This window comes from Streptomyces sp. NPDC093591, assembly GCF_044764885.1.
Lineage (GTDB): Bacteria > Actinomycetota > Actinomycetes > Streptomycetales > Streptomycetaceae > Streptomyces.
On record NZ_JBIWIY010000002.1, the window covers coordinates 437549 to 452751 of the forward strand.

Sequence of the window (15203 nt, forward strand, 5' to 3'; positions counted from 1 at the left end):
CCACCCTCCCCGGAACCACCACCCCACCGCGAGACGTTTTCCCCCTGCGCCCGGTACGGTCGGGCAGGCCCGACGCCCCGTCCCACAGGAGCCCCACCTCATGACCACCGCGATCACCCGCTCCGGCGACCGGCGGATCAGCCCCGTCTTCGTCGGGATCCTGGCCGTCACTGCGGTGACGGGCTGGGCCACCTGGACCGGCTTCGCCGAGCAGCCCGGCCTCGCCGTGTTCCTGTTCGTGACCGGCGCCTGGATCGTGTCCCTGTGTCTGCACGAGTACGCACACGCGCGTACCGCCCTGCACAGCGGCGACATCTCGATCGGCGCGAAGGGCTATCTCACCCTCAACCCGCTGAAGTACACGCACGCGCTGCTCAGCATCGTGCTCCCGGTCATCTTCGTGATCATGGGCGGCATCGGCCTGCCCGGCGGTGCCGTGTTCATCGAGCGCGGGCGGATCCGGGGGCGCTGGCGGCACAGCCTGATCTCGGCGGCGGGGCCCTTGACCAACGTCCTGTTCGCCGTGGTGTGCACCGCCCCGTTCTGGCTGGACGCGCTCGACGGCGTCCCCCGGGACTTCCGCTTCGCGCTCGCCTTCCTCGCCCTGCTCCAGGTCACGGCCGCGATCCTGAACTTCCTGCCGGTCCCGGGCCTGGACGGCTACGGCGTGATCGAGCCCTGGCTGTCGCACGGCGTCAGGCGCCAGGTGGAGCCGTTCGCCCCGTTCGGCCTGCTGTTCGTGTTCGCACTGCTGTGGGTCCCGGAGATCAACGGCGTGTTCTTCGACATGATCGACGCGGTGCTGCGCGGCCTGGGCATCAGCGACTTCGACACGTACTGCGGCTTCGACCTGTTCCGCTTCTGGCGGGACACCAACGAGCTGTGCTCGATCAACTCGTGACGGAGCCCCGCCGCTCGTCCTTGGCGCGCTTGACGTAGTACCAGGTCATGTTCGACGACAGCCCGGCCAGCAGCACCCACACGATCCCCAGCCAGCTGCCCTGCACGAAGGAGATCACGGCCGCTGCCACGGCCAGCAGACAGACGATCAGGGCATAGACACCAAGGCGGGGCATTTCGGTCGGCTCCTTCGGGGGACACTGCTACGGCGACCAGTGTCCCCCATCCCGAGAGCCTGTCCGCAAGCCCCCGCCTGCGCTGCGGCGTCCGGTGCGTGCGATCGCCCTTCGGGCGGACGACGGGGGCTTGCGGACAGGCTCTCACACGTCCGTGACGCGGAGCCCCGCGTGCGCCTTGTAGCGACGGTTCACCGAGATCAGGTTCGCGACCAGTGACTCCACCTGGTGGGCGTTGCGCAGCCGCCCCGCGAAGACGCCGCGCATGCCGGGGATACGGCCGGCCAGCGCCTGGACGATCTCCACGTCCGCCCGTACCTCCCCGAGCACCATCACATCGGTGTCGATCTCGTCGATCTCCGGGTCCTGGAGCAGTACGGCCGACAGATGGTGGAAGGCCGCCGTCACCCGCGACTCCGGCAGCAGGGCGGCGGCCTGCTCGGCGGCGCTGCCCTCCTCCGGCTTCAGCGCGTAGGCGCCCTTCTTGTCGAAGCCGAGCGGGTTGACGCAGTCGACGACCAGCTTGCCGACCAGCTCCTCGCGCAGGGACTCGAGTGTCTTGCCGTGGCCCTCCCACGGAACGGCGACGATCACGATGTCGCTGCGCCGCGCGCACTCGGCGTTGTCGGCGCCCTCGACACCGTGCCCGAGCTCCTCGGCGGCGGACTCGGCGCGGTCGGCGGCTCGCGAGCCGATGATCACCTTCTGCCCGGCCTTGGCGAGCCGGTAGGCGAGGCCCTTGCCCTGCGGCCCGGTCCCGCCGAGCACGCCGACGACGAGCCCGGAGACGTCGGGGAGGTCCCAGGGGTCCTTGGCCGGGGCCTTCGCGGGGGCGTCGGTGGGCTGCTGTGCACTGTCGGTAGAGGTCATGGCCCGACTTTACGGCTGCCGCACCCGCCCCCACGGCTCAGGTGAGCTGCGTCACGGGCACCCGCCGGAAGGTGATGGTCTCGTACGGCCCGAAGTCGCCGGTCTCGTAGAGGAGTCCGACCGTCGAGTCGTCGACCCGTACCAGGTCCGAGTACGCGGCGGGCAGACCGTCCACCGTGTGCGCGGACCGCCAGGTGACGCCGCCGTCGGTGGAGGCGCGGATCGTCATCAGGGCGCGGGCGGCGGGGTCGGCGGGACCGGAGAAGAGCAGGACGTCGGGGTCGCGCAGCTGCAGCACGCTGCCCTCGCAGATGGGGGCGGTCAGGCCGGCCTGCGGGCGGAAGGGCTTCACGAGGGTCGCGCCGCCGTCCGCGGAGTGGGCGTCGGCCCGGTTGCCGGGGGACGGGGAGTCGTTGCGGGTGTTGAAGTAGACGCGGCCGTCGGGGAGTTCCGCGGCGGTGGTCTCGTTGACGTTGACGTAGCCGTCGGTGTTCTCGTCGATGTAGCCGATCCGCCAGGTGGTGCCCCGGTCGTCGCTGAGCAGGCAGTGGCCGCTGTTGTACCGGGCCTCGTTGCCGATGTCGTCGCCGGTGGGCGGGATCGTGTGGTTGGCGGCGACGACGACCCGGCCGGTGCTCAGCTGGATGGCGTGGCCGGGCGTGGTGGCGTACCAGCGCCACCCGGGTCGCTTGACCTGCGCGGTGATCTCCTTCGAGCTGGACCAGGTGACGCCGTCGTCGTCGCTGTACCGGACCCAGATCCGGCGACCGTCGGCGTCGCTGACCTCGCCGCGCAGGATGGCGGCCTCGGTGGCGTTGGCGTGGTTGCGGATGTAGACGAGCAGGATGCGGCCGGTGTCGAGGACCACGGGGGCGGGGTTGCCGGCGAGGTGCCAGTTGTTGTCGGCGGCCACCGTCAGGGGCCCCCAGGTGCGGCCGCCGTCCGTCGACCGCTTGAGCACGATGTCGATCTGCCCGTGGTCGGCGGCGGATTCGACCCTGCCCTCGCAGAACGCGAGGAGCGTGCCGGTGGCGGTGGCGACGACGGCCGGGATGCGGAAGGAGGCATACCCCTCCCGGCCCGCGCGGAAGGGGACGCTGGTCTCGGTCATGGTCGGACTCCTCAAACGTGGCCGCCGGGCCCCTCTGTTTCCCCATACCGGGCGAATTCGTGGTGAACTCCGGGTCACGAGTGGTCGGTTGCGGCAGGATGCGGTCGCATGGACGCCGTACGTGTCGCGTTGTTGCGCGAAGTGCTCGCCGGAACCGAGTGGTTGGGGGCCACACGGCGGTTCGCGGGGGCGCTGCGGTCGTCGGCGGTGTCGCACGAGGGCGGGCTGCTGCTGGTCGGCACGCCTCGGTACGAGCCGTGGCATCTGGCGGCCCATCTGGTGGACGAGGCCGCGTGGTCGGGGACGCCGGAGCTGGCCCCGACACTCGTACGGCATGGCGCGCGCCCCTCGGATCCGGCGCATCTGGCCGTCGGTCTGGGCCGGTTGGCGGCGGCGCGGCGCGGGGAGACGCTGCTGGTGGTGTCGCCGGACGAGCCCGGGGCGCCGCTCCTGGAACGGGTGCACGACGTCCGGCGGGCCGGGGCCACGGTGCTGGCGCTCGGCGCCGAGGAGTCGGACCTGACGGCCATGGCCCACGAGACGCTGACCGTGCCGGAGGGCGCCGAGCTGGACCTGGACACCGTGCAGCACCTGGTGAGCGCGGCCGCCGGCGAGAACGCGGTGCCCTCCGGGCGCCGACGGTTCCGGGACCGTCTGTCACGGCTGGCGGAGTCACTGACGGCACCGCCGCCTGCCCGCTGGTGACCTTTGCCCGCCCACCCGCAAAACCGTTTGCCTCCGGTACCGCGCCGCCCGACCATGGCCCCTCGTGACCGACGACTCCCCCGCCCCCGCCCCCGCACCTGCCTCCCGCCTGCGCGCCGTACTGCCCGACCTCGCCCCCTGGCGGGCCTCCGCCGACTTCCGGAGGTTGTGGCTTGCGGGCCTGATCTCGTCCTTCGGCAGTTTCCTGACGTTCGTCGCGCTGCCGGTGCAGATCAAGGAGCTGACCGGGTCCGCTGCGGCGGTCGGCGCGATCGGGGCCGTGGAGTTGGTCCCGCTGGTCGTGTTCGGGCTGTACGGCGGCGCGCTCGCCGACGCCCTCGACAAGCGGAAGCTGATCGTGTGGACGGAGGCCGGGCAGGCGGTGCTGAGCGCGGCGCTGCTGGTCAACGCCCTGCTGCCGAGCCCCGCCATCTGGCCGCTGTACGCCGTCGCCGCCCTGTCCTCGGCGCTCGTCTCCGTCCAGCGGCCCGCACTCGACTCGCTGTGGCCCCGGATCGTGGCCCATGAGCACCTCCCGGCGGCCGGCTCGCTCAACGCCCTGCGCTGGCAGGTCGGTGGCGTAGCGGGCCCGGCTCTGGCGGGTGTGGTCGTGGCGTACGCGGGGGCCGGCTGGGCGTACGGCGCGGATCTGCTGACCTTCGTCGTCTCCGTGCTGCTCACGCTCGGCATCGCCGCCTCCCCCGCCTCGCACGAGGCCGCGAAGCCGTCCCTCAAGGCGATCGCCGAGGGCGCCCGGTACGCCTGGAGCCGGAAGGAGTTGCTGGGGACCTACGTCATCGACATCGCGGCGATGCTCTTCGCGATGCCGCTCGCCGTACTGCCGTTCCTCGCGGACGAGTTGGACGCCCCGTGGTCGCTCGGCCTGATGTACGCGTCCGTCCCGGCGGGCGCGATGCTGGTGAGCCTGACCAGCGGCTGGACCTCGCGGGTGCACCGGCACGGGCGGGTCGTCGTGCTGTCGGCCGCGCTGTGGGGCGTGGCGATCGCGGCCGCCGGTATCTCGGGGAACGTCTGGCTGGTGCTGCTGTTCCTGACCCTCGGCGGCGCCGCCGACATGGTCAGCGGCATCTTCCGCGGGGTGATGTGGAACCAGACGATCCCGGACGAGCTGCGGGGGCGGCTCGCCGGGATCGAGCTGCTGTCGTACTCGGTCGGCCCGCAGCTCGGCCAGACCTACGTGGGCGGCGTGGCCGCCTGGCAGGGCGTGCGCACGTCCGTCTGGTCGGGCGGACTGCTGTGCGTGGGCGCGGTGGGGGTGCTGGCGCTGTGCCTGCCGAAGCTGCTGACGTACGACGCGCGGACGAACGAGCACGCGGTACGGCTGCGCGAGCGGCGGGCGGCGGCGGCAACCGCGCCGGCGCCCGCGGAAGGTTGATCAGTCGTCGTCCGCCGGGCCGGTCGGGGCGTCGTGCCACCGGGGGTCGTTCTCCCACTCCAGGTTGCGTTCCCGCGCGAGGTCCATCGCGTGCTGGGCCTCCTGCCGGTCGGCGTACGGCCCGAAGCGGTCCTTGGCCGGGCACTCCGGCCCCTCCTCGACCTTCTTGTGCACGAGGCAGTAGTACCACTCGCCGGGTTTACCGACCGTGCGCTTCTTGAACAAGGCCATGAGCGGCTCCTCTCGCCACCCACATGTTCCCCCACGCCCGCTGGTTAGACTCGCTGGCATGTCTGGCCAGTCGCTGCTTGTCCCAGGGGAGCTGTCTCCCACCCGTTCCGTGCCCGGAAACATCCGCCGCCCCGAGTATGTCGGCAAGCCCGCGCCGACGCCGTACACGGGTCCGGAGGTGCAGACCCCGGAGACCGTCGAGGCGATGCGCGTCGCCGGCCGTATCGCCGCTCGGGCGATGGCCGAGGCGGCGAAGCTGATCGCGCCCGGTGTGACGACGGACGAGCTGGACAAGGTGGCGCACGAGTACATGTGCGACCACGGCGCCTACCCCTCCACGCTCGGCTACCGCAACTTCCCCAAGTCCCTGTGCACGAGCGTCAACGAGGTGATCTGCCACGGGATCCCCGACTCCACGGTGCTGCGCGACGGCGACATCATCAACCTCGATGTGACGGCGTACATCGGCGGGGTGCACGGCGACAACAACGCCACGTACCTGGTGGGTGACGTCGACGAGGAGAGCCGCCTGCTGGTGGAGCGCACCCGCGAGTCCCTGAACCGGGCGATCAAGGCGGTCAAGCCGGGCCGCCAGATCAACGTCATCGGCCGCGTGATCGAGTCGTACGCCAAGCGCTTCGGCTACGGCGTGGTCCGCGACTTCACCGGCCACGGAATCAACTCGTCCTTCCACTCGGGCCTGATCATCCCGCACTACGACAGCCCGCACGCGACGACGGTGATCCAGCCCGGGATGACCTTCACGATCGAGCCGATGCTGACGCTGGGCACGCACGAGTACGACATGTGGGACGACGGCTGGACGGTCGTCACGAAGGACCGCAAGCGCACCGCGCAGTTCGAGCACACGCTGGTGGTGACGGAGACGGGGACGGAGATCCTCACCCTCCCCTGACCCCGGCGGTCGCCGAAGTCGCCGAAGAACCCGTCCTCTGCGGAGGGCGGGTTTTCTCGGTACGCTTTTACCGACATGGCGTCGGCAAACCTATTGACTTAGGCAAGCCTAACCTCAGAAAATGGACCCATGGACTCCTTCTCGACAGTCATCCGCACCGCTTCCCACGAGCAGCATGTGGAGGCGGAGACCTCGACGTTCATGAGCGATCTGCTCGGCGGCAGGCTGGGGGTGGACGCGTACGCGCGCTACACCGAGCAGCTGTGGTTCGTGTACGAGGCGCTGGAGAGCGGCGCAGAGCGGCTGGCGTCGGACCCGGTGACCGGTCCGTTCATCCAGCCGGAGCTGTTCCGGCTGGCGTCGCTGGAGCGGGACCTGGCGCATCTGCGGGGTCCGGACTGGCGGGCGGGGGTGTCGGCGCTGCCGGCGACGCGGGCCTACGCGGACCGCGTGCGGGAGTGCGCCCGCGACTGGCCGGCCGGCTACATCGCCCACCACTACACCCGCTACCTCGGCGACCTCTCCGGCGGCCAGATCATCCGCGACAAGGCGGAGAAGACCTGGGGTTTCGCGCGCAAGGGCGACGGAGTCCGGTTCTACGTCTTCGAGGAGATCTCCAACCCGGCGGCGTTCAAGCGGAGTTACCGCGAACTGCTGGACGCGGTGCGCGCGGACGACCTGGAGAAGCAGCGGATCGTGGCGGAGTGCAAGCGGGCGTTCGCGCTGAACACGGCGGTGTTCCGGGCGTTGGGCGAGGAGTTCCCGCTGAGCGCCTGAAGCGGCCGGGCCCCCTGTCGGACCCACCCTAATGCTCCAGGAACACCCGGCCGCCGACCTCCACCCAGCCTCCCGGCTGCGGGGCCGTGAGGATCTGCGACCCGGCGCCCTGGGTGATGTTGAGGGCGCGGCCCAGGCGGTCCGTGAGGAGCAGCGCCGCCGCACCCGTGGCCTCATCCTCGTCGATGCCGTCGTCACGGCCGGGGAAGCCCCGGGCCCGAACCCGGCCGGCCGCCTCGTCCTCCCAGGCCCAGGCGTAGATCCACTCCCCGGGAGAGGGCACGGGAAGGGCGTCCACCTCGGCGGCCGTCGCGTACTGCCGCAATGTACGCGGCGGTGCCCACTCCGCGCGCGCCTCGATCCAGCTGAACTCCCCGTCCAGTCGCGCGCCCACCACGCCCGCCGGAGTGACCAGTTCGGGCACGTCGAGCAGCCAGGCCGTGCCGACGCAGGGGTGACCGGCGAAGGGCAGGCGCAGGGTCGGCGTGTAGATGTCGATGACCCCGCGCTCGGGGTCGTCCACGAACACGGTCTCGCTGAAACCGAGCTTCCCGGCGAACGCCTGCCGGTCACTGCGCTCGGGGATCACGGAGCCCTCGCGGACGACGCCGAGTTCGTTGCCGTATCCGCCGGTCGGGCCGCAGAAGACGCGGAGGACGTCGTAGTCAGTCACGGGGGAATTGAAACATCACGCGGGCGGCGAGGTCGTCCCAGGTGGCAGCGCCAGCGGCTCGCAGGGTCGCCCACCTGAAGGTAAGGCTAACCTAAGCTCTGCCCATCGGACGTGGAAGAGGGGGATACGGCATGACCGTACTGGAGAAGGCCGCGCCCGAAGCCGTGGCCGCAGCGCCGCCGCCCCGCAGACGGCACACCACCGCCTGGCTGCTGACCGTCGGCATGAGCGTCGCCCTCCTCGCCCTCGTCCCGGTCGCCGCCGGCATCGGCGCCTATCCGATCCCGGTCGGGGACGTCCTCGCCTCCGTGCAGCACAAAGTCGGGCTCGGCGGCGGGGAGTTGGACCGGGTGGCCGAGTCGGTGCTGTGGAACGTCCGCTTCCCGCGGATCGTGCTCGCGCTGCTCATCGGCGCCTCGCTGGGGTGCGCCGGAGCCCTGATGCAGGGCGTGTTCGGCAATCCGCTGGCCGAGCCGAGCACCATCGGCGTCTCCCTGGGCGCGGCGGTCGGCGCGGTGGCCGCCATCTCGCTCGGGCTGACCTTCCTCGGCAACTGGACCCTCCCCGCGATGGCCTTCGTCGCCGGGCTCGGCACCGTGCTGCTGGTGTACGTGATGTCCCGCTCGGGCGGCCGTACGGAGGTCGTCACCCTGATCCTCATGGGCATCGCCGTCAACGCCTTCGCCGGGGCGCTCATCGGCCTGTTCATCTTCCTCGCGGACACCGCCGCGGTGAACCAGATCACCTTCTGGCAGCTCGGCTCCCTCGCCCAGTCCACCTGGCCCAAGGTGACGGCGGTCCTGCCGTGCGCGGTCGTGGGGCTGGTGGTGGCGCCGCTGTACGCGCGCCGCCTGGACCTGCTCGCGCTCGGCGACCGGCCCGCCCGGCATCTGGGGGTGGACGTGGAGCGGATGCGGGTCGCGTTGATCCTGGTCGTCGCGCTGCTGACCGCTGCCGCGGTGAGCGTGTCCGGGGTCATCGGCTTCATCGGCCTTGTCGTGCCGCATCTGCTACGGATGGCCGCGGGGCCCGGGCATCGGTTCCTCATCCCGGGCAGTGCGTTGGGGGGAGCGGTGGTGTTGCTCGCGGCGGATCTCGCTGCGCGGACGTTGGCGGCGCCTGCGGAGTTGCCGCTCGGGGTGCTTACGGCTCTGCTGGGCAGTCCGTTCTTCTTCTGGCTGCTGCGGCGGACTCGGCGGCGGCAAGGGGGGTGGGCCTGAAGGTCGTAGGCCGAGTGCGGGTGTGTGGGGGCTGGTCGCGCAGTTCCCCGCGCCCCTAAAAGCATTACCCCCACCCGCGATAGCACGTGACCCTCCGCCGAAGGACACCCTCTCGTGAGACTCCTCCGTCACCGTCCGACCCCTCCCGCCCCCTCCGCACCCGGCGATGTCCTCGCCGGCGCCGAGTCGCTCCATGTTCGGCTCGGCGGGCGCGAAGTACTCCAGGGCGTCGATGCGATCGTCCGCGCCGGCGAAGTACTCGCCCTCGTCGGACCCAACGGCGCCGGGAAGTCCACCCTGTTGAGCGCCTTGGCCGCCGACCTCCCAGCCACCCAGGGCGTCGTACGGATTCACGGCCGCCCGGCGAGCGAGTGGTCCGCGCCCGAACTCGCCCTGCGCCGGGCCGTGCTGCCCCAGTCGGCGAACCTCTCCTTCCCCTTCACGGTCGAGGAGGTCGTACGGATGGGTCGCGCGCCCCACGCCACCTCGCCCGCCGAGGACGACCTCGCCGTCGCCGATGCGATGGCCGCCACCGAGGTGACCGCCTTCGCCCTACGGCCGTTCTCCGCGCTCAGCGGTGGCGAGCGGGCCCGTGTCGCGCTCGCCCGGGTGCTGGCCCAGCGGGCGCCGTTGCTGCTGCTCGACGAGCCGACCGCGGCCCTCGACCTCAAGCACCAGGAACTGGTGCTGCGGTTGTGCCGGGAACGGGCGCGGGCCGGGGACGCGGTGGTGGTCGTACTCCACGATCTGGGGCTCGCCGCGGCCTACGCGCACCGGGTCGCCGTCCTGCGCGGCGGGCGGGTGGCGGCGGACGGGGCGCCCGCCGAGGTCTTCTCCGAGCAGCTGCTGTCGGAGGTGTACGACCAGCCCGTCGAAGTGCTCTCGCACCCTCGAACGGGCGGCCTGTTGGTGACCCCACTACGGAACCTTTGACTTCCCTTTGACCTCTCTATGGGTGCGTTTTTGGCCACTTAGGCGATCCTTATGGGCGTTAGGCAAGCCTCACCTTGGTTCTCTGTGAGGCCCGTCACGCACACTTTCGGCCATCTGGAGCCCTCATGCGAGCCGTCAGACTCTCCGTCACCACTGCCATAGCCACCGCGGCGGCTCTGGCCGCCGTCACGGGGTGCACCGAGAAGGGCAGTGCGGCGGGCGGCGACCGGGTCGTCAACGTGACCGCGACGGACGACAAGTGCGAGGTGTCGAAGAAGGAGTTCCCGGCCGGGCACGTCGAGCTCGCCATCGAGAACAAGGGCTCCAAGGTCACCGAGGTCTACATCCTCTTCCCGGACGACCGCATCGTCACCGAGCGCGAGAACATCGGCCCCGGCACCAAGCAGACCGTCACCGCCGAGGTGAAGGCGGGCGACTACACCATCGCCTGCAAGCCCGGCATGAAGGGCGACGGCATCCGGCAGGCGGTCAAGGCCACCGGCAAGGGAGCGGCCGCCAAGCGCGACCCGCGCCTGGACAAGGCGGTCGCCGCCTACCGTGAGTACGCGCAGGCGCAGGCCGACGAGACGCTGCCGAAGGCGGAGGCGTTCGCGAAGGCGGTCAAGGACGGCGACATCGAGGCCGCGAAGAAGGCGTACGCCCCCTCCCGCATCGGCTGGGAGCGCACCGAGCCGGTCGCCGAGTCGTTCGGCGACATCGACCCCAAGGTCGACGTCCGCGAGGACGGCCTGGAGGAGGGCCAGGACCCGGCCACCGACTGGACCGGCTGGCACCGCCTGGAGAAGGCGCTGTGGCAGGACAAGAAGATCGGCGACCGGGAGAAGGAGCTCGCCGATCAGCTCATCACCGATCTGAAGGACTGGCAGAACCGGGTCGGCAAGGCCGAGATCACCCCGACCTCCATGGCCAACGGCGCCAAGGAACTCCTCGACGAGGTCGCCACCGGCAAGGTCACCGGCGAGGAGGAGCGCTACTCGCACACCGACCTGGTCGACTTCAAGGCCAACGTCGAGGGCGCGCAGAAGGCGTACGAGCTGCTGAAGCCGGTCGCCAAGGAGAACGACCCGGCGCTGGTCACCGAGCTCGACAAGCAGTTCGGCGCGCTGAACACGCTGCTCGACAAGTTCCGGGCGGACGATTCGAATGCAGCACAGTACGACTTCACCTCGTACGACAAGGTCGGCGAGGCCGACCGCAAGGAACTGTCGGACGGGGTCAACTCCCTCGCGGAGCCGCTGTCCAAGCTCGCCGCCGCCGTCGTCGTGAAGTAGGGGCACCCCCATGACCGAGACCTCGCAGTCACCGTCCCGGCGTGCGCTGATCGGCTGGGGCGGTGCCGGGCTCGCGCTCGGCGCCGCCGCGGCCGGCGGTGCGGTGGCGATGGCCCGTGACGGCGACTCCGGCGACGCGGCCCCGGCCGGCGCCGAGACGGGCGCCGCCATCGCCTTCCACGGCGCTCACCAGGCCGGTATCGCCACCCCCGTGCAGGACCGGCTGCACTTCGCCGCGTTCGACGTGAAGACCGACGACCGCGCCGAGTTCGTGCAGATGCTGAAGGACTGGACGGCGGCCGCGCGCCGGATGACCGCCGGGCAGGCGGTCGGCGAGGGCGCGTACGGCGGTCTGGCCGAGGCGCCGCCGGACGACACCGGTGAGGCGCTGGGTCTGAAGCCGTCGCGGCTGACGCTGACGATCGGTTTCGGACCGTCCCTGTTCGAGAAGTACGGCGAGGCGTTCGGCATCGCGGACGCCCGCCCCGAAGCCCTCGTCGAGCTGCCGAAGTTCGCCGGCGACAACCTCGACAGGAACCGCAGCGGCGGCGACCTGTGCATCCAGGCCTGCGCGGACGACCCGCAGGTCGCCGTGCACGCGATCCGCAACCTGGCCCGGATCGGCTTCGGCAAGGTCGTCATCAAGTGGTCCCAGCTCGGCTTCGGGAAGACCTCCTCCACGACCCCCGAGGAGCAGACCCCGCGCAATCTCATGGGGTTCAAGGACGGCACCCGCAACATCGCGGGGACGCAGACGGACCGGCTGGAGAAGTTCGTGTGGGTCGGCGGGAAGGACGGCCCGCGGTGGATGACCGGCGGGTCCTATCTCGTCGCCCGGCGCATCCGCATGCACATCGAGACCTGGGACCGCACCTCCCTGCAGGAGCAGGAGGACATCATCGGCCGCGACAAGGGCGAGGGCGCCCCGGTCGGCAAGGCCAAGGAGCGCGACGAGCCGTTCCTGAAGGCGATGCTGCCCGACGCGCACGTCCGGCTCGCTCACCCCGATTCCAATGACGGGGCGACGATCCTGCGCCGCGGCTACTCCTTCACCGACGGCACCGACGGTCTGGGGCGGCTGGACGCGGGCCTGTTCTTCCTCGCCTACCAGAAGGACCCGCGCACCGGGTTCATCCGGATCCAGCGCAACCTGGCCCTCGACTCGCTCAACGAGTACATCCAGCACGTGGGTTCGGCGCTCTTCGCGGTGCCGCCCGGCGTCCGCGACAAGGACGACTGGTGGGGCAGCACCCTGTTCGCCAAGGAGGCGTGAGGACTCGTGTTCTCCAACTATCTGATCGGCCTGCGCGAAGGGCTGGAGGCCAGCCTCGTCGTCTGCATCCTCATCGCCTACCTGGTCAAGACCGAACGCCGGGACGCGCTGAGGCCCATCTGGATCGGCATCGGCGTCGCCGTCGCCCTCGCGCTCGGCTTCGGCTGCGCGCTCGAATTCGGCTCCCAGGAGCTGACGTTCGAGGCGCAGGAGGCCCTCGGCGGCTCCCTGTCGATCCTCGCGGTCGGCCTGGTGACGTGGATGGTGTTCTGGATGCGGCGCACCGCCCGGCACCTGAAGGCGGAGCTGCACGGCAAGCTGGACGCGGCCCTGCGGATGGGCACGGGCGCGCTGGTGGCGACCGCGTTCCTGGCGGTCGGCCGGGAGGGCCTGGAGACGGCCCTGTTCGTGTGGGCGTCGGTCCGCGCGGCCGGCGACGGCAGCCCGCGCCCCCTGGTCGGGGTCGCCCTCGGCATCGCCACGGCGATCGTCCTGGGCTGGCTGTTCTACCGCGGCGCGCTGCGCATCAGCCTCGCCAAGTTCTTCACCTGGACCGGCGGCATGCTGGTCGTCGTGGCGGCGGGCGTGCTGGCGTACGGCTTCCACGACCTGCAGGAGGCGCGCTGGCTGCCCGGCCTGAGCGACCGTGCCTTCGACATCAGCGACACCGTCGATCCGTCGAGTTGGTACGGCACCCTGCTGAAGGGCGTGTTCAACTTCCAGCCGGACCCGACCGTCCTCCAGGTCACAGTGTGGCTGCTGTACCTGATCCCGACGCTCGCGCTGTTCCTGGCCCCGGTAGGGTTCGCCTCCGGGAAGGGGAAGGTGAAGCAACCTGATGAGCAGGGATCGCGGCCCTCGAAAGCTCCGCAGGCTTGACCGGAGCGCACTGATAGCGGCCTCAGTGACCGCTTTGTCGTTGACGGCGAGCGGATGCGTGGTGGTCCACGGGGAGAAGGAGATTCTCCCCTCGGCCACCAAGGCGGAGGCCGCCAAGGCGCTCCAGCAGTTCACAACCGCGTACAACAAGGCGGACAAGGCGTACGACAGTTCTCTCGACGCCGACTACGTCGCCGGGGCCCTCAGCGACATCGACGCGGCCCGGCTGAAGGCGGGCAAGGCGCTCAGCCCCGGCGGCAACTCGGCGCACACCCCGCTGGTGCTGTCGGACGTCAAGTACACGATCCCGAAGAAGGCGGGCTGGCCACGCTGGTTCGTGGCCGACGCGGCCGGCAACAAGTTCGGCACCGCGCGCTGGATCTTCGCGTTCACGCGGGGCGGCCTGAACGAGCCGTGGGAAGCCGCGTATCTGACGCTGGTGGCCCCCGGCGACGTACCGAAGTTCAAGACCGACAAGGACGGCTGGGCCGAGGCCGTCGCCGCGAACTCGGCCGAACTGGCCGTACCCCCTGGGGACTTGAGCAAGGACTACGCGGCCTACCTCAAGGACGGCAAGGGCGTCTTCGCCCCCGGCCGCCACACCAGCGGGTGGCGTGCCGACCGGGCGAAGGCCGCGAAGAGGCCGGGTCTGGTCAGCCAGTTCATCGACGAGCCGCTGACGAGCGGCGACTACGCCCCGCTGGCGCTGCGCACCACGGACGGCGGCGCGATGGTGTTCTTCACCACGCGCTACTACGAGAAGCAGACGGCCTATGCGGGCACCAGCGTCCCCTCCCCGGGCAAGGGGGTGGAGGCGCTGACGAAGGGCGAGATAAAGCAGTCGCTGACGATGGAGATCGTCTCGAACGAGGTGGCCCTGATCCCGAAGGGATCGGGGAAGGTGGAGGTCATCGGCCGTACCCAGGGCCTGACGTCGGCGAAGGGCGAGTAACGCCGCCCGCTGCGGCGCCTCGGTGGCAGCTCAGTGACAGCTCAGTGGCGCAGGGGCCAGGCCGCGGAGACGTGGTCCGGCTCCTGGCCGGCGTAGCGGGCGCAGGCGTCGGTGAGGGTTTCCAGCAGGCTCAGCGGGTCGGGCAGTGGGTGTTCGAGCCCGCGCACCCAGTGCACGCCCTGGCCGTCGCCGGGCAGTCGCGCCGGCGGTACGAGGACGTAGGACCCGCGGCAGTGCCAGCGCAGTCCGTGGTGTTCGTCCATGGTCTCGGGGTGGCAGTCCAGCTCGCAGGGCCACCACTCGTCCTCGTCCTCGGGGGTGCCGCGGGTGAGGGTGAAGAACAGCAGACGGCCGTCGTCGCTCTCGGCGACGGGCCCGACCTCGATCCCTGCGCCGAGCAGCCGCTCCAGCGCCGCGCGCCCGGCCTCGAGCGGTACGTCGAGGACGTCGTGCACCATGCCGGTCGCGGTGATGAAGTTGGCCTCGGGCTGGTGGCGGGCCCAGCGCTCGATCTGGGCGCGGTCGGTGGTGGACTGCGTCTGCCAGGCGAAGGACACGGGGTGCCGGGCGGGGGTGGGACAGCCGACCCGGTCGCAGGAACATCGGTAGCCGGGGGCGGGGTGCGCGGCGGGCGCGAGCGGCAGTCCTGTCGCGGCGGCGGCGATCAGCAGGGCCTCCCGGCCGCCGTCGTCCGCGGCGGCGTCCTTCGGGCGGCCTCCGCGCAGCCACTGGGAGAGTTTGCCCCGCAGGCCGGTCCGGCCGCCCAACTCCGCGCTCATCTATCCCCTCGCCTCGCTGTCGTGCGGAACAGCATGCCCTATGGTCCCACCATCGTGCGCTCCGGGGGGCGGTAGCGGACAACCGGGGTAGGTGGGGCGAGGCGTACACGGCACCTGAAT

General features: G+C 71.0%; 17 protein-coding genes. 11 read left to right on the forward strand and 6 right to left on the reverse strand.

Annotation, left to right across the window (positions count from 1 at the left end):
- Positions 1-100: 100 nt before the first annotated feature.
- A complete protein-coding gene (locus ACIREI_RS05340) occupies positions 101-901 on the forward strand; it encodes a site-2 protease family protein (protein ID WP_403327555.1) in 801 nt (266 codons plus the stop codon).
- Here the strand turns inward: ACIREI_RS05340 and ACIREI_RS05345 are convergent.
- From ACIREI_RS05345 to ACIREI_RS05355, 3 genes are all read right to left on the reverse strand, one after another.
- A complete protein-coding gene (locus tag ACIREI_RS05345) occupies positions 891-1076 on the reverse strand; it encodes a hypothetical protein (RefSeq protein ID WP_403327557.1) in 186 nt (61 codons plus the stop codon). The two genes, ACIREI_RS05340 and ACIREI_RS05345, sit on opposite strands and share 11 nt — an antisense overlap.
- A gap of 144 nt (positions 1077-1220) precedes the next feature.
- Entirely contained in the window at positions 1221-1946 is a 726-nt protein-coding gene (gene npdG / locus ACIREI_RS05350) for an NADPH-dependent F420 reductase (RefSeq protein WP_403327559.1), read from the reverse strand.
- A gap of 37 nt (positions 1947-1983) precedes the next feature.
- Entirely contained in the window at positions 1984-3057 is a 1074-nt protein-coding gene (locus ACIREI_RS05355) for an exo-alpha-sialidase (protein ID WP_403327561.1), read from the reverse strand.
- 108 nt (positions 3058-3165) lie between these two features.
- Here ACIREI_RS05355 and ACIREI_RS05360 point away from each other — a divergent pair, with 108 nt between their 5' ends.
- Both ACIREI_RS05360 and ACIREI_RS05365 read left to right on the forward strand, forming a co-directional pair.
- Positions 3166-3762 carry a hypothetical protein gene (locus ACIREI_RS05360; RefSeq protein ID WP_403327563.1) on the forward strand — a complete coding sequence of 199 codons (597 nt, stop codon included), beginning with the start codon at positions 3166-3168 and terminating at the stop codon, positions 3760-3762.
- Between the two features lie 64 nt (positions 3763-3826).
- Positions 3827-5158 carry an MFS transporter gene (locus ACIREI_RS05365; protein WP_403327565.1) on the forward strand — a complete coding sequence of 444 codons (1332 nt, stop codon included), beginning with the start codon at positions 3827-3829 and terminating at the stop codon, positions 5156-5158.
- Here ACIREI_RS05365 and ACIREI_RS05370 read toward each other — a convergent pair whose 3' ends face one another.
- Positions 5159-5389, reverse strand: coding sequence for a hypothetical protein (locus tag ACIREI_RS05370; RefSeq protein ID WP_302001210.1), 231 nt, complete (start codon positions 5387-5389; stop codon positions 5159-5161).
- A 58-nt stretch (positions 5390-5447) separates the two neighbouring features.
- On the opposite strand from ACIREI_RS05370, the gene map reads away from it, so the two are divergent.
- Entirely contained in the window at positions 5448-6305 is an 858-nt protein-coding gene (map, locus tag ACIREI_RS05375; RefSeq protein WP_126391806.1) for a type I methionyl aminopeptidase, read from the forward strand.
- Between the two features lie 129 nt (positions 6306-6434).
- Entirely contained in the window at positions 6435-7082 is a 648-nt protein-coding gene (locus ACIREI_RS05380; protein WP_403327568.1) for a heme oxygenase (biliverdin-producing), read from the forward strand.
- Positions 7083-7110: 28 nt separating this feature from the next.
- Here the strand turns inward: ACIREI_RS05380 and ACIREI_RS05385 are convergent, their stop codons facing one another.
- Positions 7111-7755, reverse strand: coding sequence for a PhzF family phenazine biosynthesis protein (locus ACIREI_RS05385; RefSeq protein WP_403327570.1), 645 nt, complete (start codon positions 7753-7755; stop codon positions 7111-7113).
- A 131-nt stretch (positions 7756-7886) separates the two neighbouring features.
- On the opposite strand from ACIREI_RS05385, the gene ACIREI_RS05390 reads away from it, so the two are divergent.
- The 6 genes from ACIREI_RS05390 to ACIREI_RS05415 all read left to right on the forward strand — a co-directional run bounded on the left by ACIREI_RS05390 (position 7887) and on the right by ACIREI_RS05415 (position 14304).
- Complete coding sequence (locus ACIREI_RS05390) at positions 7887-8975, forward strand: FecCD family ABC transporter permease (protein WP_403327572.1); 1089 nt, start codon at positions 7887-7889, stop codon at positions 8973-8975.
- Positions 8976-9089: 114 nt separating this feature from the next.
- Positions 9090-9908, forward strand: coding sequence for a heme ABC transporter ATP-binding protein (locus ACIREI_RS05395; protein ID WP_403327574.1), 819 nt, complete (start codon positions 9090-9092; stop codon positions 9906-9908).
- Between the two features lie 125 nt (positions 9909-10033).
- Positions 10034-11200 carry an iron uptake system protein EfeO gene (efeO, locus tag ACIREI_RS05400; RefSeq protein WP_403327576.1) on the forward strand — a complete coding sequence of 389 codons (1167 nt, stop codon included), beginning with the start codon at positions 10034-10036 and terminating at the stop codon, positions 11198-11200.
- 10 nt (positions 11201-11210) lie between these two features.
- Positions 11211-12473, forward strand: a complete 1263-nt coding sequence (efeB, locus tag ACIREI_RS05405) for an iron uptake transporter deferrochelatase/peroxidase subunit (RefSeq protein ID WP_403327578.1) — start codon at positions 11211-11213, stop codon at positions 12471-12473.
- 6 nt (positions 12474-12479) lie between these two features.
- Positions 12480-13352, forward strand: coding sequence for an iron uptake transporter permease EfeU (gene efeU / locus ACIREI_RS05410; protein WP_403327580.1), 873 nt, complete (start codon positions 12480-12482; stop codon positions 13350-13352).
- On the forward strand, positions 13312-14304 hold the full coding sequence (locus ACIREI_RS05415; RefSeq protein WP_403327582.1) for a hypothetical protein: 993 nt from the start codon (positions 13312-13314) through the stop codon (positions 14302-14304). Before efeU ends, ACIREI_RS05415 begins: the two co-directional genes overlap by 41 nt.
- Before the next feature lie 41 nt (positions 14305-14345).
- Here the strand turns inward: ACIREI_RS05415 and ACIREI_RS05420 are convergent, their stop codons facing one another.
- The gene (locus tag ACIREI_RS05420) at positions 14346-15083 is read right to left on the reverse strand and encodes a bifunctional DNA primase/polymerase (protein WP_403327584.1); all 738 of its coding nucleotides are present in this window, start codon (positions 15081-15083) and stop codon (positions 14346-14348) included.
- Positions 15084-15203 lie beyond the last annotated feature (120 nt).

Bases quoted from the DNA above. Each gene is read 5' to 3' on its own strand.
- npdG (WP_403327559.1), bottom strand. From the start codon at position 1,946: ATGACCTCTACCGACAGTGCACAGCAGCCCACCGACGCCCCCGCGAAG.
- efeO (WP_403327576.1), top strand. From the start codon at position 10,034: ATGCGAGCCGTCAGACTCTCCGTCACCACTGCCATAGCCACCGCGGCG.
- ACIREI_RS05355 (WP_403327561.1), bottom strand. From the start codon at position 3,057: ATGACCGAGACCAGCGTCCCCTTCCGCGCGGGCCGGGAGGGGTATGCC.
- ACIREI_RS05345 (WP_403327557.1), bottom strand. From the start codon at position 1,076: ATGCCCCGCCTTGGTGTCTATGCCCTGATCGTCTGTCTGCTGGCCGTG.
- ACIREI_RS05380 (WP_403327568.1), top strand. From the start codon at position 6,435: ATGGACTCCTTCTCGACAGTCATCCGCACCGCTTCCCACGAGCAGCAT.
- ACIREI_RS05360 (WP_403327563.1), top strand. From the start codon at position 3,166: ATGGACGCCGTACGTGTCGCGTTGTTGCGCGAAGTGCTCGCCGGAACC.
- map (WP_126391806.1), top strand. From the start codon at position 5,448: ATGTCTGGCCAGTCGCTGCTTGTCCCAGGGGAGCTGTCTCCCACCCGT.
- ACIREI_RS05370 (WP_302001210.1), bottom strand. From the start codon at position 5,389: ATGGCCTTGTTCAAGAAGCGCACGGTCGGTAAACCCGGCGAGTGGTAC.
- ACIREI_RS05390 (WP_403327572.1), top strand. From the start codon at position 7,887: ATGACCGTACTGGAGAAGGCCGCGCCCGAAGCCGTGGCCGCAGCGCCG.
- efeB (WP_403327578.1), top strand. From the start codon at position 11,211: ATGACCGAGACCTCGCAGTCACCGTCCCGGCGTGCGCTGATCGGCTGG.
- ACIREI_RS05420 (WP_403327584.1), bottom strand. From the start codon at position 15,083: ATGAGCGCGGAGTTGGGCGGCCGGACCGGCCTGCGGGGCAAACTCTCC.
- ACIREI_RS05415 (WP_403327582.1), top strand. From the start codon at position 13,312: ATGAGCAGGGATCGCGGCCCTCGAAAGCTCCGCAGGCTTGACCGGAGC.
- ACIREI_RS05340 (WP_403327555.1), top strand. From the start codon at position 101: ATGACCACCGCGATCACCCGCTCCGGCGACCGGCGGATCAGCCCCGTC.